At 68.1% G+C, this 21,353-nt stretch carries 18 protein-coding genes; 8 read left to right on the top strand and 10 right to left on the bottom strand.

The genetic code is table 11. The annotated features are described in order from the left end of the window. Positions 1–217 precede the first annotated feature (217 nt). From tsf to O0J73_RS10105, 8 genes are all read right to left on the bottom strand, one after another. Positions 218–1,093: a translation elongation factor Ts gene (tsf, locus tag O0J73_RS10140; protein ID WP_006427160.1), complete on the bottom strand. Its 876-nt coding sequence runs from the start codon at positions 1,091–1,093 to the stop codon at positions 218–220. Between the two features lie 126 nt (positions 1,094–1,219). Then, complete coding sequence (rpsB, locus tag O0J73_RS10135; RefSeq protein WP_006427162.1) at positions 1,220–2,026, bottom strand: 30S ribosomal protein S2; 807 nt, start codon at positions 2,024–2,026, stop codon at positions 1,220–1,222. Positions 2,027–2,246: 220 nt separating this feature from the next. Beyond that, a complete protein-coding gene (locus O0J73_RS10130) occupies positions 2,247–2,948 on the bottom strand; it encodes a molecular chaperone (RefSeq protein ID WP_308308630.1) in 702 nt (233 codons plus the stop codon). Next, complete coding sequence (locus O0J73_RS10125; protein WP_049456735.1) at positions 2,948–3,166, bottom strand: hypothetical protein; 219 nt, start codon at positions 3,164–3,166, stop codon at positions 2,948–2,950. Before O0J73_RS10125 ends, O0J73_RS10130 begins: the two co-directional genes overlap by 1 nt. 119 nt (positions 3,167–3,285) lie before the next feature. After that, positions 3,286–4,317, bottom strand: coding sequence for a spore coat U domain-containing protein (locus O0J73_RS10120; protein ID WP_197563079.1), 1,032 nt, complete (start codon positions 4,315–4,317; stop codon positions 3,286–3,288). Next, positions 4,314–6,692: a fimbria/pilus outer membrane usher protein gene (locus O0J73_RS10115; RefSeq protein ID WP_308308629.1), complete on the bottom strand. Its 2,379-nt coding sequence runs from the start codon at positions 6,690–6,692 to the stop codon at positions 4,314–4,316. The genes O0J73_RS10120 and O0J73_RS10115 overlap by 4 nt, the downstream gene beginning before the upstream one ends. Before the next feature lie 7 nt (positions 6,693–6,699). Next, positions 6,700–7,449, bottom strand: coding sequence for a molecular chaperone (locus tag O0J73_RS10110; protein ID WP_308308628.1), 750 nt, complete (start codon positions 7,447–7,449; stop codon positions 6,700–6,702). Beyond that, the gene (locus O0J73_RS10105) at positions 7,449–7,928 is read right to left on the bottom strand and encodes a spore coat U domain-containing protein (RefSeq protein WP_308308633.1); all 480 of its coding nucleotides are present in this window, start codon (positions 7,926–7,928) and stop codon (positions 7,449–7,451) included. The genes O0J73_RS10110 and O0J73_RS10105 overlap by 1 nt, the downstream gene beginning before the upstream one ends. Positions 7,929–8,209: 281 nt before the next feature. On the opposite strand from O0J73_RS10105, the gene map reads away from it, so the two are divergent. Genes map through dapE form a run of 6 tightly spaced genes read left to right on the top strand, consistent with a single transcriptional unit; the run spans position 8,210 to position 15,082 of the window. Continuing rightward, a complete protein-coding gene (gene map / locus O0J73_RS10100; protein WP_006427380.1) occupies positions 8,210–8,995 on the top strand; it encodes a type I methionyl aminopeptidase in 786 nt (261 codons plus the stop codon). Between the two features lie 2 nt (positions 8,996–8,997). Then, a complete protein-coding gene (locus O0J73_RS10095; RefSeq protein ID WP_308308627.1) occupies positions 8,998–11,625 on the top strand; it encodes a [protein-PII] uridylyltransferase in 2,628 nt (875 codons plus the stop codon). Further along, complete coding sequence (gene dapD, locus O0J73_RS10090; protein ID WP_308308626.1) at positions 11,625–12,686, top strand: 2,3,4,5-tetrahydropyridine-2,6-dicarboxylate N-succinyltransferase; 1,062 nt, start codon at positions 11,625–11,627, stop codon at positions 12,684–12,686. The genes O0J73_RS10095 and dapD overlap by 1 nt, the downstream gene beginning before the upstream one ends. 2 nt (positions 12,687–12,688) lie before the next feature. Continuing rightward, the gene (locus tag O0J73_RS10085) at positions 12,689–13,555 is read left to right on the top strand and encodes a hypothetical protein (protein ID WP_308308625.1); all 867 of its coding nucleotides are present in this window, start codon (positions 12,689–12,691) and stop codon (positions 13,553–13,555) included. Positions 13,556–13,586: 31 nt separating this feature from the next. Then, positions 13,587–13,958, top strand: a complete 372-nt coding sequence (locus O0J73_RS10080) for an arsenate reductase (protein WP_308308624.1) — start codon at positions 13,587–13,589, stop codon at positions 13,956–13,958. Further along, positions 13,955–15,082 (top strand): succinyl-diaminopimelate desuccinylase, encoded by a 1,128-nt coding sequence (gene dapE / locus O0J73_RS10075; protein WP_308308623.1) that lies wholly within the window; start codon positions 13,955–13,957, stop codon positions 15,080–15,082. Before O0J73_RS10080 ends, dapE begins: the two co-directional genes overlap by 4 nt. 54 nt (positions 15,083–15,136) lie before the next feature. On the opposite strand, the gene O0J73_RS10070 is transcribed toward dapE, so the two are convergent. Further along, positions 15,137–16,015, bottom strand: coding sequence for a tetratricopeptide repeat protein (locus O0J73_RS10070; protein ID WP_308308622.1), 879 nt, complete (start codon positions 16,013–16,015; stop codon positions 15,137–15,139). A gap of 343 nt (positions 16,016–16,358) precedes the next feature. On the opposite strand from O0J73_RS10070, the gene asnB reads away from it, so the two are divergent. Then, a complete protein-coding gene (gene asnB / locus O0J73_RS10065; protein WP_308308621.1) occupies positions 16,359–18,050 on the top strand; it encodes an asparagine synthase B in 1,692 nt (563 codons plus the stop codon). An 82-nt stretch (positions 18,051–18,132) separates the two neighbouring features. On the opposite strand, the gene O0J73_RS10060 is transcribed toward asnB, so the two are convergent. Continuing rightward, a complete protein-coding gene (locus O0J73_RS10060; protein WP_308308620.1) occupies positions 18,133–20,460 on the bottom strand; it encodes a penicillin acylase family protein in 2,328 nt (775 codons plus the stop codon). Positions 20,461–20,584: 124 nt separating this feature from the next. Between O0J73_RS10060 and bfr the strand changes: the two genes are divergently transcribed. Next, positions 20,585–21,073 (top strand): bacterioferritin, encoded by a 489-nt coding sequence (gene bfr, locus O0J73_RS10055; protein WP_005408763.1) that lies wholly within the window; start codon positions 20,585–20,587, stop codon positions 21,071–21,073. Positions 21,074–21,353 lie beyond the last annotated feature (280 nt).

Genomic DNA, 21,353 nt, shown 5'->3' with positions numbered 1-21,353 from the left:
CCTAGGAATGCATCACAGTCCGCGAATTTTGTTCCTGCTAAGTGACTGCGGTTTCCCTGCGCCGAGTATCGGCTTGATTCGTGCGCAACGCAAAGGCCCCTGGGCGCCGGTGTGTGCCCGGCGTCGGTGTGCGCACCCACAGGTGCAGCGGGCACAAAAAAAAGAGCCGCGGTTTCCCGCGGCTCCTTCTGGTCGCTTCACAGCCGGAGGGCTGGAATCAGACCTGCATCGCCTTGGCGACTTCGGCGGCGTAGTCTTCCACCACCTTCTCGATGCCTTCGCCCACGATCAGCAGCTTGAAGCCCGCCACGTCGGCGCCGGCGGCCTTGACCACCTGCTCGACGGTGGTGTCGCCCAGCACGTAGGTCTGGCCGTACAGGGTCACGTCGCTGACGATCTTGTTGATCTTGCCGCTGATGATCTTTTCCAGGATGTCGGCCGGCTTGGACTTGTCCTTCTCGGACATCTTCGCCAGTTCGATTTCCTTTTCCTTCTCGACGAACTCGGCCGGCACATCGGCAGCCTTGTTGTGCGGCGGCTTCAGCGCGGCCACGTGCATGGCCAGGCCACGGGCCAGCTCGACGTCGCCGCCGACCAGGTCGACCAGCACGCCGACCTTGCCGTTGGTGTGGACGTAGGCGCCGATGGTGTTGTTGCCATCCACCTTCACCATGCGACGGATCTGGATGTTCTCACCCAGGGTCTGCACGGCGGTGGCGCGGGCTTCTTCAACGGTGCGGCCGTCGGCCAGCTTGGCAGCCTTCACGGCTTCGACGTCGTTGGCGCCCGATGCCAGGGCAGCAGCGGCGACGGCGTTGACGAAGGACTTGAAGTTGTCGTCGTTGGCGACGAAGTCGGTTTCCGAGTTGACTTCGACCAGCACGGCCTTGCCGCCATCCTGGGCCAGGCCCAGACGGCCTTCGGCAGCCACGCGGTCAGCCTTCTTGTCGGCCTTGGCAGCGCCGGACTTGCGCATGGCTTCAGCGGCGGCGTTGATGTCGCCGTTGGCTTCGGTGAGCGCCTTCTTGCATTCCATCATGCCGGCGCCGGTGCGCTCGCGCAGTTCCTTGACCAGGGAAGCAGTGATTTCCACGGGATTACCTCACGAAAGAAAGGGGTTGGGCCGGCATGGTGGCCGGCCCGTGTGACACGGTCCTGTCACGCGCCAAGGGCTGCGCGCAGGGAGGGTGGACGCCGGGCGTCCACCCCGGGGCCTGGATCAGGCCTGGGCGTCGTCGCCCTTCTTGGCGGCCTTCTTCGCCGGAGCGCGGCGGGCCGGCTTGTCTTCGCCTTCAGCAGCGGCTTCAGCAAACTCTTCCTCGCGCACCGAGGCGGCGTGCGGAGCAGCAGCCTTGCCTTCCAGCACGGCGTCGGCCGCAGCGCGGGCGTACAGCTGCACAGCGCGGATGGCGTCGTCGTTGCCCGGGATGGCGTAATCAACCAGTTCCGGGTTGTAGTTGGTGTCGACCACGGCGATGACCGGGATGCCCAGCTTCTTGGCTTCCTTGATCGCGATGTCTTCGTGGCCGATGTCGATCACGAAGATGGCGTCCGGCAGGCGGTTCATGTCCTTGATGCCGCCCAGCGAGGCTTCCAGCTTGTCGCGCTCGCGACGCAGGCCCAGCACTTCGTGCTTGACCAGCTTCTCGAAGGTGCCGTCGGTTTCACCGGCTTCCAGTTCCTTCAGGCGGGCAACCGACTGCTTGACGGTACGGAAGTTGGTCAGGGTGCCGCCCAGCCAACGCTGGTTCATGAACGGCATGCCGCAACGCTCGGCTTCTTCCTTGATGGTTTCGCGGGCGCTGCGCTTGGTGCCCAGGAACAGGACGGTGCCGCGCTTCTGGGCCACCGACGAGATGAAGTTCATCGCGTCGTTGAACAGCGGGACGGTCTTTTCCAGGTTGATGATGTGGATCTTGCCGCGGGCGCCGAAGATGTACGGAGCCATCTTCGGGTTCCAGTAGCGGGTCTGGTGGCCGAAGTGGACGCCGGCTTCCAGCATCTGACGCATGGTGACCTGGGGCATTGCAATACTCCTGATATGGAACCAGCGATTCCGCCCGCGGGGATAGGTATGCGGGCGCATGGAAGCGCGATCGGTTCCGGGGTTGGGCTTCCCTGTTGCCTCCGTGGCCGAACTCCTTGCGGAGCACCCCGGCACGGATGGGGGCAGCAGGTGTGGATTCACCGGTGACGTCCGGTGTGGACGGGTTTCCCGCGCACGCAGGCGGCAGGAATCCGGTCGATTATAGCCCGCTCGGTGCGCTCGCTGCAATTGCCGGGTCCGGTGTGGACAGTTCGACCACGCGGCCGTCCTGCAGCCGGGCCTGGAAATGGCCGCCGGCATAGCCGCGGGCATGCGCAGGTAGTGCCCAATGGCGCTCCTGGCCTGCCAGCACATAGCCGGCCAGGCCGGGCAGCAGTACGAGGCGCTGGCCATCGTCGGCAACGAAGGCGAGGTCGTGCAGGCGGGCGTGCAGGGTACCCGTATTGGCCAGTCGCAGGGTAGGGTGCGACGGCCCAGGGTCGACCTCGGACCGTAGCCGGGGCTGCGCCAGTGGCGCGGCATGCCCCCGGAACAGGGGCAGCGAGTAGCGCGGCAGGCCAGGCGCGCTGGGCGCGAGCACGACCCGGTAGGCCCGTTCGCTGGCCACGGGAGACGGCAGGCGCGGCAGTAGCCAGATGCGCTGGCGGGCGCCCGGTGGCAGGTCCAGCTGGACCGGGCTGGCCACGATCTGGTCGCTGGGGCGCAGTCGCTCGGCGTCCGCCTGCTGCTCCCAGGCCAGGATCCTCACCTGGCCCTGCCAGCGACCCGGGCCGGGGTTGTACAGCCACAGCGCGGTATGGCCGCCGTCGGCTGGCAGCTGCAGCGTGGTCGGCAGCAGGTCCAGCGCCGCCGCGGCCGGCGACGCCAGCAGCAGCGCCAGCAGGGTCAGCCGTGTGCGCATCAGTAGATGACGGTCACGGCAGGTGCTGCATCGTCGTCGGCTGCCGGCGGGGCAAGGTCGCGGACCTGGGGGGGCAGCTGCGGTGCATCGCTGCGCTGAGGCGGGGATGGACAGTGGTCGCCGCCGGTGTCACCGCTGCACGCCTCGACCACGGTCAGCCGGATCTGCACGCCACTGCTGCTGGGGTCGGCCCACGCGGGCGTACTGGCGACCAGCATCGCCGCGATCAGAAGTGCGCGAACCACCTGCCATCCCGTGTGTCGAAAGACTCGTTGCGCGGTATCGGCCGGATCGGCCGGATCTGTAGGTGGGGGCCGACCGCGGGTCGGCACGCGCGTCAATAGGTGATCGTCACCTGTACCAGATCGTTGTAGGTGCCGGCAGGGGGCTGGCCGGTGACCGGCGGCACCCGGCCATAGATGGTCAGCTGCTGCGCGCTGCCACTTCCGGTGCCGCCGACGGTATCAACGTTGAGGGTGTTGCCCCAGCGCAGGCTGCGTGCCGCATCGCGGTAAAGCTCATAGGTGAGGTAGTAGGTGCCGGTGCCAAGGGTGGTGGCCATGCGCCGCGTGCTGGTGGCAGCGGGGTTGTTCTGGCCGTTGTTCAGGCTGATCTGGTAGGCGGTGTTCTTCAGGCAGGTCAGGGTCAGCGTGGCGGTCTGGTCGATGTTGGCGGGAATGCCACCGGTGACGTTGCCGAAGTTCATGTTGGTGGTGACGTAGCTGCCGCACTGCGGCAGCACGTTGGCGGTGGCGGTGAAGCTGAACGCGGCGCTGGCGCTGTTGGTGCCGGTGGCGCCGCCATTGCAGTTGGCCGGCACGGTGGCGGTGCCGAGCAGCACTTCGTTCCAGGCCCAGGTCAGGACCACGCTGGCACCGCTGAAGGTGCTGCTGTACGCGCCCGAGGCCAGGATCTGATTGGCCGGGATCTGTGCGAACAGCTGTGTGGCCTGCGTGCCGTTGCCGCCGGTCAGGGGCACGTTGTAGGTCAAGGTCAGTTCCTGCGCCGGTGGTGTGCCGCGCGGGGTCAGGCCGGTCACCTGGCTGAAGTTGGAGGTGTTGTAGAGCTGGAAATTCATGCTGTCGCTGGTGCCGGTCTTCATCGTCCGCCAGCTGGCGCTGCTGCCGCCACCGCTGCCGGCACCGATGCCCACGCACACCCGCACCCCGGTGGTGGCCAGCAGGCTCAGCGCGGAGGTGGTGCAGTTCACCGTGATGTTGAGCGTGCCCGTGGTTGCGCCCGGCGCATTGCTGTTGACGTTGCCGAACGGCAGTGTCGGGTCGGCGATGGCCGTGCAGACCGCGATGGCGCGCGCCGGTGCCGCGGGCAGCAGCCCAGCCACCAGCAGCAGGCCAAGCAGCAGCCTCATGGCGCCACCTCCGGGATGCAGTGCAGCGGTGCTGGCTTCGGCCGGGCGCCGGACGCCACCACCCTGGGCAGGTCCGGCACCTTCAGCCGGCACTGGCCGCGGCTGGTGGTGACGTACAGCATGCTGCCGGCAGCCACATCCTCGAGGTAGAGCAGGCCGTCATAGCCAACGGTCGCCTGGCGGCCATCGGGCAGCTGCACTTCGCTGCCGACCTCCAGCGGTTGGCCATCCATGCCCAGCAGGGTCAGGCTCAGCGAGGGCCGCGAACGCAGCTGGAACGTGACACGGGTGCCTGCGCGCTGGCGCGGCGTTACCCAGTCCTCGATGCGGTCGGCGCGCATGTCCTCGGGCAGGTCGAGCGTGTCGATCGAGACCCGGTTGCGCTGCCAGGACAGCAGCGGGCTGACCAGCAGCAGGCCGCGATCATCGGTGACGCCGATCAGGCGGTTCTCCAGTCGTACCGGCACGCCGCCGACGCCGTTGGTGCTGATCACCGCGAACGCATCGGAGACCTCGCGGGTGGCGAAGGCGTGCCCGCCCATCCACACCAGGCTGCCGCTGGCACTGGCGTAGGCATAGTTCAGGCCGCCCTGGCGCGACGCACCGAACGAGTAGCGGCCGACATCGTTGAGGATGCCGACCTCGGCCAGGCCGCCATTGCCGTCTTCGCCATGACGGACCTGGGCGCGCCAGCCAACACCGCCGGCACTGCCATCGCCCGGCACCGGCTGGGTGACGTCGGCCACCCAGCTCTGGCTGTCGCCATTGCGCTGGCTGGACAGGCTGGCCTGGCGGTTGTTGCCGAGACTGGCGGTCACCGACAGATAGATGCTGCGGTCGTCGCTCTGGTCCAGGTTCTGGTTCACCGACAGGTAGGCCGACCAGCGCTGGCTCCAGGTGCGCGACCAGAACAGGCTGGCGTAGCGGTTGTCCTCGCCATCGGGATAGCGCAGGCGCAGGTAGCTGGCGCTGAGCGTGCCCAGCCGCAGCAGATCCATGCCGACCGTGGCCTGTTCGCTGATGCTCGGCGGCAGGTTGCCCTGCAACGCGCCCAGGTCGCGGTAGTCGCCGTGGCTGCGCACGCTGCGCAGGTTGACGTTGAGGCGGCGGTTGTTCCAGCTGTAGCCCAGCGCCCATTGCCCGCCCTGCAGGCCGTGGTAGTCGCTGTGCGCATAGGCGGCGTTGAACACGCCGGCACTGCCGAGCAGCCACCAGCCGCCGAGGCCGGCCTGGGCCAGGCCAGCGCCGCCTTCGGCATGTGCTTCGCCGGTGAATGTATCGCTGACGCCGCCGCGCCAGCTGGCGCTTGCAACCGTGCGGTCGTCGTAGGCGAACGAGCGCTGGCCGAAGTCTTCGCGCAGATGGCCGACGCCCAGCGACCAGTCCGACAACCCCTTGGCCAGCAGCTGCTGGGTGCCATAGAAGCTGAAATCCAGCGTCTGCATGCGGCCGAACGCATCGGTCACCACCACCTGGGCGCTGCCGGTGCCGCTGATGCCGGGTTGCGCGGCCAGCTGGAACGGGCCGACCGGCACCTGGCCGCTGTACTGGCGCAGGCCATCGACATACAGCTCGACCGTGGAGGGCACCACCGCCTGGCCGAGGAAACTGGGGGTGGGGGTCAGCACGCGATACGGTTGCAGGCCATAGTTGCGGCCGACCTGCAGGCCGCCCAGGCGCACCGGCCGGGTCCAGTCGACGAAGCCGCTGTAGAAGTCGCCAACCTCCAGGGTCATTGCCTGGTCGGGGAAATCCAGGCTCCAGCGCGTATCCAGGCGCACGCTCTCGCCACGCCAGCGGCGGTCGCCGGGCTGCTGGTAGCGACGGCTGATCGCGGTGTTCTCGAACGTGCCGTTGCCGACGCCGAACAGGCGCAGTTCCGAGCTCAGGCTGAGGTTGCCGAGCGTGTCCACCCGGCTGCCATACACGTCGTAGTTGAGCAGCACGCCGGGCGATGCACTGCCAGCGGGCGCGCGCGCCTGCGGGCGGCTGAGCACGGTGGTCGGCAGGGTCAGCTGGTCCAGCGGTACGTCCAGTGCCAGGGTCTGCATGTGGGCGTCATAGCGCACCACCGCGCCGCTGATCTGGTCCAGGTACACCGGCGCGTCGCCGCTGGCATTGAAGCCGAGCTGGCGCAGCACTTCGGGACTGGCCTGCAGGCGACCGCGATTGTCGGTGAATGGCAGCAGGCCGCGCGGCGTGCTGTTGAGCGATACGTCCAGGTACAGCGTCTGGCTGGCGGTGAGCGGAGTGGGAGGCGGCAGGATGGCATCGGCGGACACGCCGGATACATCGGCAGCCCCGGTGGCTCCTGCGCCGGACACATCGGCGGCTTCGGTCGCCGCAGGAGCCAGGGCAGCAAGCAGCGCGCCCATCAACGCCTCAGCGAGCCGGTGGTGGCGACAGTGGCGTCTGTTCCGACTCGCCATTGAGCTTGGCCGTGATCTGGTCGTTGTCGCGGTCGATCGCCGTGCGTTCGAGCGGCCAGCGCATCACCTGGCCGGGCAGTACGTAGCCCAGCAGGCCGGGGTGCACGATGCGCGGGCGCTTGGCACTGCCCAGCGCGAGGTCGGCGATCTGTGCGTAACTGTCGCCTGAATTGGACACCTCCACGCCGTCGCGGCCATCGTCCAGCCGCACCAGCCGGGCCTGCAGCCGTGCGGCCAGCTTGCCCGACGCCGGTTGCACGAATACCGGGATCGAATAGCGCAGCACGAACTGCATGCCGTCAGCGCGGGTGGCCAGGTCGGGCACCTCGTCCACGATCAGCCGGTAGTACTGCTGGGCCGGCGGCGGCTCACGGGTGGGCCGCATCACCCGCACCAGCTGCTGCTGTCCGGCCGCCAGTTCCTGCATCGGCGGGGTGGCGACCAGTTCATCGGTGGGCAGCAGCTGTTCCTGCCCGTTCTGCTGGACCCAGCGGAACACACGCACCTGCAGCTTCACCGGTGAAGTGCCGCTGTTGGTCAGCCACAGTTCGCCGGCGCGTTGGCGGGCTTCCAGCTGCAGGCTGGTGGGGGCCACCTGCAAACTGGTGGCCCCTGCCATGGGGGCCGCCAGCAGGCAGAGGGCGAGCAGCGCCACGCCGGTGGCGCGCCACGGGCGGGATCCGGCCATGCGGGCGTGCTCCATCAATAGGTGATCGTGGCGGTGACCGTATCCAGGTAGTTACCGGTGGCCGGGTTGTTGGTGCTCAGGTTCAGGATCTGGCCGTAGACGATGTAGGGCACCGCCAGGCCGGTGCCGATGCCGGCCTGGGTGTTGGTGCCGGTGGTGGCCCCCCATACCAGCGTGTGCGCGGCATCCTGGTACAGCTGGTAACCGACATAGTTGTTGGCGGTCACCGCCGCATTGGTGTTCTTCATCCGGCGGGTGGTGACGTCATTGGCGGTGCTGGCGTTGGCGCCCGCATTCAGCGAAATCGTGTACGGGGTCAGCGCCGAGCACTGCGCGGTCACCGTGCCCTGGCCCAGCGTGGGCGTGGTGGTGGTGGAGGCGGCGGTGCCGAAATCCACGTTGGTGGCCGCCGCGGCGGTGATCGTGCACGCCTTGGTGACCACCAGGGTGACGTTGAAGGTGGTGGTGTCGGCGGCCAGCACCGGGCTGGACATCAGCAGCCCGGCGATGGCCCAGGCCAGCGGGGAGCGAAGTGGGGATCGCATGGACAACCTCCCTGACCCGAAGGTCTGTTGAACAAGGCGAAGACGGCACGATCGGTGCCGCTTTGACGACGCTGGCGCCAGCTTAGGCAGCGCAAGTGTCTGTAATCCGTGATAAATAGGGACTCGAAAGGGCCTAGTCCGTCACGCTTTCAATTTCCTTGCCGGAACCGTGCATGGCCCGGATCGCCAGTTGGGTGGCGTTCGTTCAGATTGCAGCTGGATCAGCGATAATGGGCGCCATGAGCGTGAATCTGAAAACCCCGCAGGAAATCGAGATGATGCGCATCGCCGGCCGCCTGGCCAGTGAAGTGCTCGACATCGTCACCCCCCACGTCAAGCCCGGTGTCACCACCGAGGAACTGGACCGCATCTGCCACGACCATATCGTGAACGTGCAGGGCGCCATTCCGGCCAACGTTGGCTACCGCGGCTTCCCCAAGACCGTGTGCACCTCGGTCAACAACGTCATCTGCCACGGCATCCCCAGTGAAGGGAAGGTGCTCAAGGATGGCGACATCGTCAATATCGACGTCACCGTCATCAAGGACGGCTGGCACGGCGACACCAGCCGCATGTACTTCGTCGGCACGCCGTCGGTGATGGCGCGCCGCCTGGTGGAAACCACCTACGAAGCGATGTGGCGCGGCATTCGCGCGGTGCGTCCGGGCGCCACCCTGGGCGACATCGGCCATGCTATCCAGAGCTATGCCGAAGGCGAGCGTTTCAGCGTGGTGCGCGAGTACTGCGGCCACGGCATCGGCAAGGTCTACCACGACGAGCCGCAGGTGGTGCATTACGGCCGCCCGGGCCAGGGCCTGGTGCTGCAGCCGGGCATGACCTTCACCATCGAGCCGATGATCAACGAGGGCACCCGCTACAACAAGGTGCTGCCGGACGGTTGGACCGTGGTGACCAAGGACCGCAAGCTGTCGGCGCAGTGGGAGCACATGATCGCGGTCACCGAGACCGGCGTGGATGTGCTGACCCTGTCGCCGGGCGAGTCGCAGGTCTCCTGAGGATGCTGCCGGCGAGTTCGCTGCTGGACACGCCGGCCGCGTCGCTCAACGACCCGGACTGGGCTTCTGCCGCGCGCCAGGCGCTGCAGCAGGCCGACGCGCGCCTGTACCGCCGCTTCGACCAGGGCGACAACATCGAACGCCTGCTGGCGCTGCGCGCACGCGCAGCCGACCATCTGATCCGCCTGGCCTGGCAGCGCTGCCTGCCGGCCGACAGTGGCCTGTCATTGTTTGCGGTGGGCGGCTACGGCCGCGGCGAACTGTTCCCGCGTTCGGACATCGACCTGCTGGTGTTCGGCGAGCCGCCGGCACAGCTGGCCCACGAGCCGGCACTGGCGCGCCTGTTCGCACTGCTGTGGGATTGCGGGCTGGCGGTCAGCCATGCCGTGCGGTCGGCGGCGCAATGCCGCGAGGCGGCGGCCGACCAGACCGTACTGACCGCGCTGATCGAGGCGCGCCCGATCCTGGCCGAAGAGGCCACGCGTCGCGCCCTGCGCGAGGCCATTGATGATCGCGAGCTGTGGCCGGCGCGCACGTTCTTCCTGGCCAAGCTGGAAGAACTGCGCAACCGCCACCAGCGCTTCGGTGATACCGCCGACAACCTGGAGCCGGACCTGAAGGATGGCCCCGGCGGCCTGCGCGATCTCAATACGCTGGGCTGGATGGCGCTGCGCGCGTTTGGCGTGCGTGACCTGGAGGCGCTGGTCGGGCTCGGCCACCTGGGCGCCGATGAAGCGGCCGCGCTGAAGCGCGAACGCGCGGTGCTGGCGCGGCTGCGCTTCGGCCTGCACCTGGTGGCGCGCCGCCCGGAAGAGCGCCTGCGCTTTGATTACCAGAAGACCCTGGCCGCGCGCCTGGGCTTCGAAGACGATGCCGAGAATCTCGGTGTCGAAAAGATGATGCAGGGCTTCTATCGCGCCGCACTGGTGGTGCGCCGGATCAGCGACCGCCTGCTGCAGCGCTTCGAGGAACAGTTCGACGGCGAGGCGCAGCCGGAACCGCTGACCGTGGGCTTTTCCCTGCGCCGCGGCTACCTGGCGGCCAACGATGCCGACTGGCCGCGCGGCGATATCGGCCAGGTATTCGCGCTGTTCGCCAGCTGGGCCAACAATCCGCAGGTGCGCGGCCTGCATTCGCTGACCGCGCGCGCGCTGGCCGAAGCGCTGCCCGTGCTGCCGGCCTACGACGTGGCCGACGCCGATGCGCGCGAGCAGTTCCTGGCATTGCTGCGTGGCCAGCGCCCGGTCGACACGCTTTCGCGCATGGCGCGGCTGGGCGTGCTCGGGCAGTGGATTCCAGCGTTTGCCCAGGTCAGTGGGCGCATGCAGTTCGACCTGTTCCATGTCTACACCGTCGACCAGCACACGCTGATGGTCCTGCGCAACATCGGCCTGTTCGCCAGCAGCCGTGCCGACGAGCGATTCTCGATCGCGCACGAAGTGTGGCCACGCCTGCGCAAGCCGGAGCTGCTGCTGCTGGCCGGCCTGTTCCATGACATCGCCAAGGGCCGTGGCGGCGACCATTCGGAGCTGGGTGCGGTGGACGCGCGCGCGTTCTGCCAGGCCCATGCGCTGAGTGGCACCGATACCGAGCTGGTGGCATGGCTGGTCGAACAGCACCTGCGCATGTCGGTGACCGCGCAGAAGCAGGACATCGCCGATCCAGTGGTGATCCATCGCTTCGCGACCCTGGTCGGCAGCCGCGACCGCCTCGACTATCTGTACCTGCTGACCTGTGCCGACATCGCCGGCACCAGCCCGAAGCTGTGGAACGCGTGGAAGGACCGCCTGCTGGCCGATCTCTACTTCGCCACCCGGCGCGCGCTGCGCGAAGGGCTGGAACATCCGGTGCCGGCGGCCGAGCGCGTGGCCGAGGCGCGTGACAGCGTGCGCGCGCTGGTGCGCGAGCGGGGCTACGACGATGCCACCATCGACCGCCAGTTCGCGGTGATGCCCGACGAAGGCTTCATCCGGCTGCGGCCGGAGCAGCTGGCCTGGCAGGCGGCCGCGCTGGTGCCGGTGAAGCAGGGCCAGGCACTGGTGAAGGTGCGCCGGATCAGCGTCGACGACCCGGCACTGGAAGTGTTCGTGCATTCGCCGGACCGCGACGGCCTGTTCGCCGCCATCGTGATGACCCTGGACCGCAAGGGCTATGGCATCCACCGCGCGCGCGTGCTGGATGGCCCTGCCGACACCATCTTCGATACCTTCGAGGTGAACCCGGCCGATACCTTCGCCGATGGCAGCAGCGCCAACCTGGAGGCCGCGCTGCGCGAGGCGCTCAGCGGTGACCTGACCCGGCTGCGGCCTTCGCGCCGGGTGGTGCCACGTCAGCTGCGCCATTTCCGCTTTGCCCCGCGCATCGAGTTCCGCGATGAGCCCGGCGCGACCCGTTTTGCCCTGGTCGCCCCCGACCGTCCCGGCCTGCTGGCCGACGTGGCGTTCGTGCTGCGCAACCAGGGCCTGCGCGTGCATGACGCGCGCATTGCCACATTCGGCGAACGCGCCGAAGACACTTTCGTGATCAGTGACGAACACGACCTCCCCCTGACTGAACCTGCCCGGCAGCAGCTGCATGACGCGATGCTGGCCTGCCTGGACCCTGATCGAAACGCCGGAGACCCCGCCTGATGGCCACCAAGACCGCCAAGAAAACCGCCGCGACCCCGAAGGCCGCAGCGGCCAAGAAACCTGCCGCCGCGCCGGCCGCGAAGAAGGCCGCTGCGCCGAAGAAGGCCGCTGTGGTGAAGGCCCCGGCGAAGAAGGTGGCTGCAACGAAGAAGGCGCCGGCCAAGAGCGCCGAAGCCGCACGCGCCGAAACCATTGCCCGCAAGTCGCTGCGCAAGCCGGCCGCGCCGGGCGTGGAAGAGCTGAAGTTCGGCATCGAGAGCGCTTTCGAGCGCCGCGCCACGCTGACCCTGCATGAGCTGGAAGGCTCGACCAAGCCACTGGTGAACCGGGTGATCGATGGCCTGGAAAGCGGCGAGTTCCGGGTTGCCGAGCCGGACGGCCACGGCGGCTGGAAGGTCAACGAGTGGCTGAAGAAGGCCGTGCTTCTGTACTTCCGCGTCAACGACATGGCGGTGGTCGATGCGCGCCCGGCGCCGTTCTGGGACAAGGTCGAATCGCGTTTCGCCGGTTATGACGAAGCGAAGTTCCGCCGTGGCGGCGTGCGCGTGGTGCCGGGTGCGATCGCCCGCCGCGGCACGTACTTCGGCAAGGATGTGGTGCTGATGCCGAGCTTCACCAACATCGGTGCCTACGTCGGCGAAGGCACCATGGTCGACACCTGGGCCACCGTCGGTTCCTGCGCGCAGATCGGCCAGCACTGCCACCTGTCCGGCGGCGCCGGCATCGGCGGCGTGCTGGAACCGCTGCAGGCCAGCCCGACCATCATCGAAGACCACTGCTTCATCGGTGCGCGTTCGGAAGTGGTGGAAGGCGTGGTGGTCGGCCACCACAGCGTGATCGGCATGGGCGTGTTCCTCAGCCAGAGCACGCGCATCTACAACCGCGCTACCGGCGAGATCAGCTACGGCTACATCCCGCCGTACAGCGTGGTGGTGTCCGGTTCGCTGCCGAGCAAGGACGGTACCCACTCGCTGTATTGCGCAGTGATCGTCAAGCAGGTCGATGCGAAGACCCGCAGCAAGACCAGCGTCAACGACCTGCTGCGCGGCCTGGCCGACTGAAGGTGACGGCGCCGGAAGACCTGGCGCAGTCCGCGATCTACCGGCATCCGTCCGACACCCTGTTCGGGCGGATGCTGCCTCGCCTGCTGCACGCCCCTCGCTGGACCCGGCTGCGGCGTGCGCTGTCGCGGCGCTGGCCGATGCCGGTGCTGGTCAGCGACGTGCGCGACGTGGTGTATGTGAGCTGGTGGGTCGATGTGCGCCATGCACCGCCACCGCCGCCGGGCCATCACTACGTGGTGCATGGAGGGCGTACGCCGTACACCATCCTCAGCTACCGCCATGGCCATTTCGGGCCCGGCATGGCCGGACCGCTGCGCGCGCTGATGCCCTCGCCACGCCAGAGCAACTGGCGCTGGTACCTGCGCCGGGACGACGATCCGGACGGGACGCCGGTGGTGCTGTTCGACCGCAACGTGATGGACCAGCTGGCCTTCGTGGCCGGTGCGCGCGCGTTCAGCGATGCGATGCAGCCCCATCTGTCCACGCATTTCGAACACCAGATACGCGCCGATGGCGGCGGGCAGACCTGGATCGAAGGCGGGCAGGGCAGTGCCCCGGTGCTGCATCTGCGGTGGCGCGCCGCCGAAGGCTGGAACCCTTCGGCATGGGCCGGGTTCTGCGATGACCAGGACGCGCGGCTGCGATTCCTGACCTGCCAGGACGAGGCCATCGCACGGACCTGCGATGGGCGCTGGGCCAGCACCCGCATCGATCTGCCGGTGGATATCACCCAGCTGCAACCGCTGCAGCTGGAGGGCGGAGCGCACTGTCCGCGCCTGCAGGCGATGGGCGTGAACCTGGCCGAGGGGCTGGCGCTGCGGCTGCCGGCGGTGCCGTTCCGGGTCGTGTCCGAGCGCCTGTTGTGAGATTCTGGCCCTCTGTTTTCCAGCATCACAGATGGCCATGAGCACCACTGTCTACGGTTTGAAGAACTGCGATACCTGCAAGAAGGCAACCAAGTGGCTGGACCGCTTCGGCGTGCCGTACACCTTCGTCGACTACCGCGACAACAAGCCCAGCCCTCAAACCCTGCTGGAATGGGCCGCGCAGCTGGGTGGCCTGGGGGCGATGGTCAACAGGTCCTCCACCACCTGGCGGCAGCTGCCGGACAACCGCAAGGCGGCCGACTCGGATGCCGAGTGGAAGCTGCTGCTGCGTGAGTACCCGCAGCTGATCAAGCGCCCGGTGGTGGTAACCGCCGACGGCACGGTCAGCCAGGGTTTCAGTGACAACGGATTCAAGGCACGCTTCGGCGTGGGCGGCGCATGAGTGCTGTTCTCGACCTGACCTGCGAGCTGATTGCACGCCCCTCGGTGACGCCGGACGATGCCGGCTGCCAGGCGTTGCTGGCGGCACGGCTGAAGCAGGCCGGGTTCCACTGCGATCACCTGCGCCTGGGCGAGGTCGACAACCTGTGGGCGACCCACGGGCAGGGCGCGCCGGTGCTGGTGCTGCTGGGACACACCGACGTGGTGCCGCCCGGCCCACGCGAGGCATGGGCGAGCGACCCGTTCACGCCGACAATCCGTGACGGCGTGCTGTATGGCCGTGGCACGGCCGACATGAAGGGCAGCGTGGCTGCGTTCGTGGTCGCCGCCGAGCAGTTCGTGGCCGCGCACCCCGATCATCCCGGCACGCTGGCGGTGCTGTTGACCAGCGACGAAGAAGGCGACGCGATCGATGGCGTGCGCCATGTGGCACGGCTGTTCGCCGAGCGTGGCCAGCGCATCGACTGGTGCATCACCGGTGAGCCTTCGTCGACTGCGACGCTGGGTGACCTGCTGCGTGTCGGCCGTCGCGGCAGCCTGTCGGCCAAGCTGCGCGTACAGGGCGTGCAGGGGCATGTGGCGTACCCGGAAAAGGCGCGCAATCCCATCCACCAGGCCGCGCCGGCACTGGCCGAACTGAGTGCGCGGCGCTGGGACGAAGGCTACGAGAGCTTTCCGCCGACCAGCCTGCAGATCTCCAACATCCATGCCGGCACGGGCGCCAACAACGTGATTCCCGGTGAGCTGGAGGTGGACTTCAACATCCGCTACAACCCGCACTGGGACGCGCCGAAGCTGGAGGCGGAGATCGCTGCACTGCTCGACCGGCATGGCCTGCAGTACACGCTGAAGTGGCATCGCAGCGGCGAGCCGTTCTACACCCCGGAAGGTACCTTGCGCGCCACTGCGCGTGCCGTGCTGGCCGAACACATCGGTCGTGCGCCGGAGGAAAGCACCGGCGGTGGCACCTCCGACGCGCGCTTCATCGCACCGCTGGGTGCGCAGTGCATCGAAGTGGGGCCGGTCAACGCCAGCATCCACCAGGTGGACGAGAACGTGCGCGTGGACGAGCTGGAAGCGCTGCCGGGGCTGTACCAGCGGCTGGTGGAACGGCTGCTGGTGTGAGGAGGGTGGGTGCCGGCCGTTGGTCGGCACGCCTTCGGCTGAGGCTGCTTTCTACTACTCCGAGAAAATGAAGAACGGCGGCTCCACCGCTTTTTTCCAATAGTCCGGCGCGGCCATGTAGAAGTGCTGCGCCTCGGCCCTGGCGAACCAGCGCGTCGCTGCTTCCGCGTCCTTCTCTACACCCGGCGTACCGCGCCCCAGCAACAGCCCAGCGAAGTACTGGCCGAACACGTTGCCCTGCTCACCGGCGCTTTGGTACAGCTGCAGGGCGCGCGCAGGATCGCGCGGCAGGCCCACGCCTCTTTCCAGCAGCGCGCCCAGGTCCACCTGCGCTTCGGCATCGCCGCGCTCGGCGCGTCGCTGGATGCGGGCCACCAACGGGTGCACGGTGCCGGCCTGCGCGGCCAGCGCATCCGGCAGTCGCGAAGAACGGCTTGGATAGCGGTGGTAGATCATCGCGCGCAGGTCCCAGCGCAATGCCAGCTGCGCGTCGCTGCGCGCGCGATAGGCAGTGGCGAGTTCATGGAACGCGTAGGGATTGCCGTGGTTGGCCGCTGCCAGGTAGGCGCGTTCGCCACGTCGCCACGACGCACGCAGAACCGGCGCAGGGTCGATATGGGGGCTGTCGGCATGCCGCAGCGTGCCGGACGTCCAGATCCGGCCCAGTGCTTGTTCCGCCCTGGTGTTGTGGAAGGTCCAGGGCGTGATCGCGGCGGCGCGCTCGTAGTACGTGATCGCGCGCGGATTGTTGAAGTGCTCGAAGGTCTGTGCGCTGTCCCAGGCACCGTCGAAGCTGCCGTCGGTGCCGCGTTGCTCCAGGCGTTGCAGCTGGGCTGGCGGCAGGGGCGAGGGCGGGGGCACGGTCTGGCATGCGGCCAGGCCCAGGCAGAGCAGGGCGGCCAGCGCCCCGGTGCGTCCATTGCGGTGTTGCATTCCAGTTACACATTTCGGGGTGGGCCATTATGCGCCGCCAGGCGGTCCGGCAGGTTGCCGACGCAACTGTTGCACCGTGCCGGAAACCGGGGTAGGGTCGATGCCATGTCGATCCACCTGGCCACCGCCGTCAACAACAACCGCAATAATCTGCGCGCGAATAATCGTGCGCGGCCGATGCGGGACTGCGCCCTGGGTAGATAGACAGCAACATACGCCCGGACACCAGAAAACCCGCATCGGCCGATGCGGGTTTTTTTGTGCCCGGGCGCAGCCCCAGCCGGGCCTGGATGGCCGGTCGAACACCTTCCCACCCGTGAAATCCCCCAACAGGAGCTCCGCCATGTGTTCGATCTTTGGAATCTTCGGCCTGCAGGCCGGTGACGATCTTCCCTCCCTGCGCCGCCACGCGCTGGAACTGTCGCAGCGCCAGCGCCACCGCGGCCCGGACTGGAGCGGCGTGTACCTCGACGAAGGCGCATTGCTGGTCCACGAGCGGCTGGCCATCGTCGATCCGGCCGGCGGCTCGCAGCCGCTGCTGTCGGCCGATGGCCAGCTGGCGCTGGCGGTGAACGGCGAGATCTACAACCACCAGCAGCTGAAGGCCGCGCTGACCGCCGCCTATGACTTCCAGACCGGCTCGGACTGCGAAGTGATCAACGCGCTGTACCGCCAGGGCGGATCGCCGGCGCAGTGGCTGGAGCAGCTCAACGGCATCTTTGCCTTCGCGCTGTGGGACCGTGACAGCGGCCGCGTGCTGGTGGCGCGTGACCCGCTCGGCGTGGTGCCGCTGTACTGGGGCCATGATGCGCAGGGTCGCCTGCGCGTGGCCTCGGAAATGAAGGCGCTGGTGGACACCTGTGCAGACGTCGCGCAGTTCCCGCCGGGCCACTATTTCGACAGCGCCAGCGGCGAACTGGTGCGCTATTACCAGCAGCCGTGGCGCGAGTACGCGGATGTGCAGGGCCGCCAGGCCGACCTGGCCGAGCTTCGCCAGGCCTTCGAGCATGCGGTCGAACGCCAGCTGATGAGTGACGTGCCGTACGGGGTGCTGTTGTCCGGTGGCCTCGATTCCTCGCTGGTCGCCGCCGTGGCTGCGCGCTATGCACGCCGTCGCATCGAGGACGGCGGCCGGACCGAAGCCTGGTGGCCGCGCCTGCATTCATTCGCGATTGGCCTGAAGGGCTCGCCCGATCTGGCTGCCGCGGCGGTTGCCGCCGAAGCGCTGGGTACCGTGCACCATGGCTTCGAATACACCTTCGAAGAAGGCCTGGATGCACTGCCGGAAGTGATCCGCCACATCGAGACCTATGACGTCACCACCATCCGCGCATCGACGCCGATGTTCCTGCTGGCGCGGCGGATCAAGGCGATGGGGGTGAAGATGGTGCTGTCCGGCGAAGGCAGCGACGAGATCTTCGGTGGCTACCTGTACTTCCACAAGGCGCCGGATGCGCGCGAATTCCACGATGAACTGGTGCGCAAGCTCGATGCCCTGCACAACTATGATTGCCTGCGCGCCAACAAGTCGATGATGGCCTGGGGCGTGGAGCCGCGCGTGCCGTTCCTGGATCGCGAATTCCTCGACGTGGCGATGCGTATCGACGCCGCGCACAAGATGGTCGGCGCCGGGTTCGGAGGCCGCCGCATCGAGAAGGCGGTGCTGCGCGAGGCGTTCGACGGCTACCTGCCGGACAGCATCCTGTGGCGGCAGAAGGAACAGTTCAGTGATGGCGTCGGCTATGGCTGGATCGACGGGCTGAAGGCGCATGCCGAAGCACAGGTGAGCGACCGTGTGCTGGCGGCCGCAGACAAGCGCTTCGCGCACAACCCGCCGCAGACCAAGGAGGCGTACTACTACCGCCACCTGTTCGAGCAGTTCTTCCCCAGCCGTGCGGCTGCCGAAACCGTACCGGGCGGCAAGTCGATCGCCTGTTCGTCGCCGGCGGCGATTGCATGGGATGCCAGTTTCGCGGCAGCGGCCGACCCGTCCGGGCGTGCGATTGCCGGCGTGCACGAACAGGCACTGGCCTAGCGCCGGCAGTAGTGCCGGCCGCTGGCCGGCAATGGCGGGGTCAGATTCCTTCTCCTTTGGGAGAAGGATCTGGCCGCGATCCTCAACGTGCAGGCACCAGCGTCATCACATGCTGGGCCTTGCCCGGCAGGAACGGGGTCGGGCGGCCATGCACCCAGTCTTCATGGCCGGCACCCCAGTAGGGGGACAGCGGATGGCCGCTCTGGCCGCCGGGCATGTGCACGATGCCGTCGGCCTCGTGCCCGGGCGAGACCACCATCCGCTCGGACGCGCCGAAATTTGGCGTCTGCACGCGCGGCATGTCGCGGTCGCCGGGCAGGCGATCGGCCGGCATGCACAGCCAGCGCTTTGCGAAGTCCGGCAGCGCGCCTGCGATCGGATGGCAGATCGCCGCGGTGTTGCGTTCGCCCCAGCCGCGCTGGGCCAGCGGGCCCTGTTTGGACAGTTCGGCCTCGGTACGTCGTGCCGCATCGACCAGCAGTGCGTCCCAGCTGTCGAAGGCGGGGGGCAGCAGGTTGGCCGGGCGCTGCTGCAGCATCGGCCAGGCGACGCCTTCCAGCTGCGCCAGCCGCGGTTCCAGGTAGTCCTCTCCCAGTCGAACGTTGGCCGGGGCCAGTAGTGCGTCAGACAGCGTCTGCATTACCTGCGAGCGGAACTCGCGCACCACCCGGTAGCTGACCGAGCTGGCCGAGGCGCGGCCGCCCCATTGATGGCTGGCTTCTCCCAACCGCTTCAGCGCGGGATCGTCACTGCGTTCGATGACGTCGTGCAGCAGTGCCCACCAGCGCTGCAGGAACACCGCACGGTCGTCGAGCTGGATTGCCAACAGGTCGTGCTCGTCGAAGCGCTCCTGGATGGCCAGCAGGTCGCGGATCTGACGCGCACGGGCACCGAGGTCATAACCGCCATGGCCGACGCTGGCCAAGGCCTCGCCGTCGAGGACGCGGCCGTTGGCGGTCCACAGGCGATGATCGGGTGGGTCGATCAGTGCCGGTGCGGCGTCGCTGCGGATCGGCCAGGGTGCGCAGTCCTGGTTGCTGGCGGTATTGAAGCCGGCCGGTGCACAGCCGGGGCCGCGGTCGGGCCTGGCGCCGATCAAGCGCCAGGCGATGCGTCCGCTGCGGTCGCCGATCACCAGGTTCTGAGCGGGGATGCCGGCCTGGTCGGCGAAGTGCAGGGCGGCTTGCAGATCGCCGGCACGGGCCAGGTCACCGAAGTCCAGGCGCACCGCACCCGGCAGCTGTGCGACCCAGCGCAGGGCATCGCCGCTGCCATCGGCATGCGTGTGCAGGATGGGTCCCCAGGCGCTTTCGCGCACCGGGAACAGCACGTCGGCCTGGCCCGCCACCGCGATGCGCTCGTCATGCACGGTGACCGCCGCGTTGGCCGGTTCAGTGCGGTAGTCCGCCGTGTCGATGTAGCTGTTGGTGAAGCCCCAGGCGACATGCCCGTTGCTGCCGACGATCACCGCCGGCAGGCCGGGCAGCGAGAAACCGGTGACATCGACCTGGCCGCCCGCGGCCTGCGGATCGGGGTAGCGCAGGCGCACGCGGAACCACAGCGCTGGCGCGCGCAGGCCCAGGTGCATGTCATCGGCGACGATGGCGCGGCCGTCGGCGGTCAGTGCACCGGATACGGCGAAGTTGTTGCTGCCGACCGCGTCGGCCTCTTCCTGCCTGGTGCCCGGCTTTCCCTGCAATGTGCGCAGATCAAGCTGGCTGGCGTCGGGCAGCACGGCGTTGCCGGTCGGTTCGCCGAACAACGGGGCATCCCATTCGCTGCCATCGTGGGCGAGCAGGGCGTACAGCGCCGGCGGCACCACCGCGCGGATGCGGCTCAGCGCCAGTTCGGTCTGGTTGCCCGGGTCCTGCAGGTCGGCGTACATGGCCAGCCCGGTGAGCACGCTGTCGCTGGCCTGCCAGGGCTGCGGCGCCTGCCGCAGCAGCAGGTACGCCCATGGCCGTACCGGGAGTCCGGCCAATCCCTCATTGACGCCGGCGACGTAGGCGCCCACGGCCTCGCTGTTGCTGCCCAGCGCGGCCTGCATGTTCGCCTCGGTACGCGCGCGCAGGCGATGCACGCGCATCCGCTTGTCGGCGTCGATGGCCTTCGGCCCGAACAGCGCGGACAGCTCGCCAGCGGCACTGCGCCGCATCAGGTCCATCTCGAAATAGCGTTCCTGCGCATGCACGCGGCCCAGCGCACGCATCGCGTCGGCCTGGCTGCCGGCGGTGATGGTGACCACGCCCAGCGCGTCGCGCTCGACGGTGACCGGCTTGGCCAGGCCCGGCAGCGCATGCTCGCCGTCCAGGTCGGCCAGGCTGCCGCGCAGCAGCAGCCACGGCACCAGAACGGTGACCAGCACGATGGCGATCAATACGCCCAGCACCCAACGCCATGTACGTCGCATCGCACGTCCTTTCCACGCTCGAGGATCGATTGTAGCCGCAGGCGCAACTGCGACTGATTCCGATTAGATCACCGTCGCCGGAAATGCGTCACCCTATGCCGCATCGATTCACAGGAGCCCCCCCATGAAAGGCAACCCGGACGTCATCGCCTGCCTGAAGGAACTGCTGCGCGGCGAGCTTGCTGCCCGCGACCAGTACTTCATCCATTCCCGCCGCTACGAGGACCAGGGCCTGTTCGCGCTGTACGAACGCCTGAACCACGAGATGGAAGAAGAGACCCAGCACGCCGACGCGCTGCTGCGCCGCATCCTGTTCCTGGGCGGCGACCCGGACATGCGCCCGCATGCCACCGAGCCGGGCAAGACCGTGGAGGAGATGCTGCAGAAGGACCTGGATACTGAATACGCGGTTCGGAACAATCTCGCCGCCGGCATGAAGCTGTGCGAAGAGAAGGGTGACTACGTGAGCCGCGACATTCTGCTGGCGCAGCTGAAGGACACCGAGGAAGACCATGCCTGGTGGCTGGAGCAGCAGCTGGGCCTGATCAAGCGCATCGGCCTGGAGCTGTACCAGCTGAGCAAGATCGACGGCAACGGCGCCCCGGCGCACTGAGCCGGAGGTGGCGCCGGGCCATGCCCGGCGACCACCCGGTAGAGCCGACCGCTGGTCGGCTGCTCTACAAAAAAAACAGCCGACCAGCGGTCGGCTCTACCAGAAGAAGCACAGCGTTCTGTCGCCCGCCAGCACCGGAGCACCGCCAGCCAGCCTTTGCCCGCCAGCTGCTCCACCGCCCGCCAGCCGACAACGAAAAAGCCGGGGCATGCCCCGGCTTTTTCGTGCCTGACGTCCCTGGATTCCGGTAGTGCCGGCCGCTGGCCGGCAACTGCTGAAT

It is taken from the genome of Stenotrophomonas sp. Sm6012, from assembly GCF_030985895.1.
GTDB lineage: Bacteria > Pseudomonadota > Gammaproteobacteria > Xanthomonadales > Xanthomonadaceae > Stenotrophomonas > Stenotrophomonas forensis.
Note: the sequence above shows the minus strand (reverse complement) of the source record. Positions and strands in the feature narration are given on the sequence as shown.

What these genes read in the sequence shown, in the direction of transcription:
- O0J73_RS10105 (WP_308308633.1), bottom strand. Translation starts at nt 7,928, where the DNA reads ATGTCCAGCCCGGTGCTGGCCGCCGACACCACCACCTTCAACGTCACC.
- O0J73_RS10120 (WP_197563079.1), bottom strand. Translation starts at nt 4,317, where the DNA reads ATGAGGCTGCTGCTTGGCCTGCTGCTGGTGGCTGGGCTGCTGCCCGCG.
- O0J73_RS10115 (WP_308308629.1), bottom strand. Translation starts at nt 6,692, where the DNA reads ATGGGCGCGCTGCTTGCTGCCCTGGCTCCTGCGGCGACCGAAGCCGCC.
- O0J73_RS10110 (WP_308308628.1), bottom strand. Translation starts at nt 7,449, where the DNA reads ATGGAGCACGCCCGCATGGCCGGATCCCGCCCGTGGCGCGCCACCGGC.
- O0J73_RS10060 (WP_308308620.1), bottom strand. Translation starts at nt 20,460, where the DNA reads ATGCGACGTACATGGCGTTGGGTGCTGGGCGTATTGATCGCCATCGTG.
- bfr (WP_005408763.1), top strand. Translation starts at nt 20,585, where the DNA reads ATGAAAGGCAACCCGGACGTCATCGCCTGCCTGAAGGAACTGCTGCGC.
- O0J73_RS10130 (WP_308308630.1), bottom strand. Translation starts at nt 2,948, where the DNA reads ATGCGCACACGGCTGACCCTGCTGGCGCTGCTGCTGGCGTCGCCGGCC.
- asnB (WP_308308621.1), top strand. Translation starts at nt 16,359, where the DNA reads ATGTGTTCGATCTTTGGAATCTTCGGCCTGCAGGCCGGTGACGATCTT.
- O0J73_RS10080 (WP_308308624.1), top strand. Translation starts at nt 13,587, where the DNA reads ATGGCCATGAGCACCACTGTCTACGGTTTGAAGAACTGCGATACCTGC.
- O0J73_RS10070 (WP_308308622.1), bottom strand. Translation starts at nt 16,015, where the DNA reads ATGCAACACCGCAATGGACGCACCGGGGCGCTGGCCGCCCTGCTCTGC.
- O0J73_RS10095 (WP_308308627.1), top strand. Translation starts at nt 8,998, where the DNA reads ATGCTGCCGGCGAGTTCGCTGCTGGACACGCCGGCCGCGTCGCTCAAC.
- rpsB (WP_006427162.1), bottom strand. Translation starts at nt 2,026, where the DNA reads ATGCCCCAGGTCACCATGCGTCAGATGCTGGAAGCCGGCGTCCACTTC.
- O0J73_RS10125 (WP_049456735.1), bottom strand. Translation starts at nt 3,166, where the DNA reads ATGCTGGTCGCCAGTACGCCCGCGTGGGCCGACCCCAGCAGCAGTGGC.
- map (WP_006427380.1), top strand. Translation starts at nt 8,210, where the DNA reads ATGGGCGCCATGAGCGTGAATCTGAAAACCCCGCAGGAAATCGAGATG.
- dapE (WP_308308623.1), top strand. Translation starts at nt 13,955, where the DNA reads ATGAGTGCTGTTCTCGACCTGACCTGCGAGCTGATTGCACGCCCCTCG.
- dapD (WP_308308626.1), top strand. Translation starts at nt 11,625, where the DNA reads ATGGCCACCAAGACCGCCAAGAAAACCGCCGCGACCCCGAAGGCCGCA.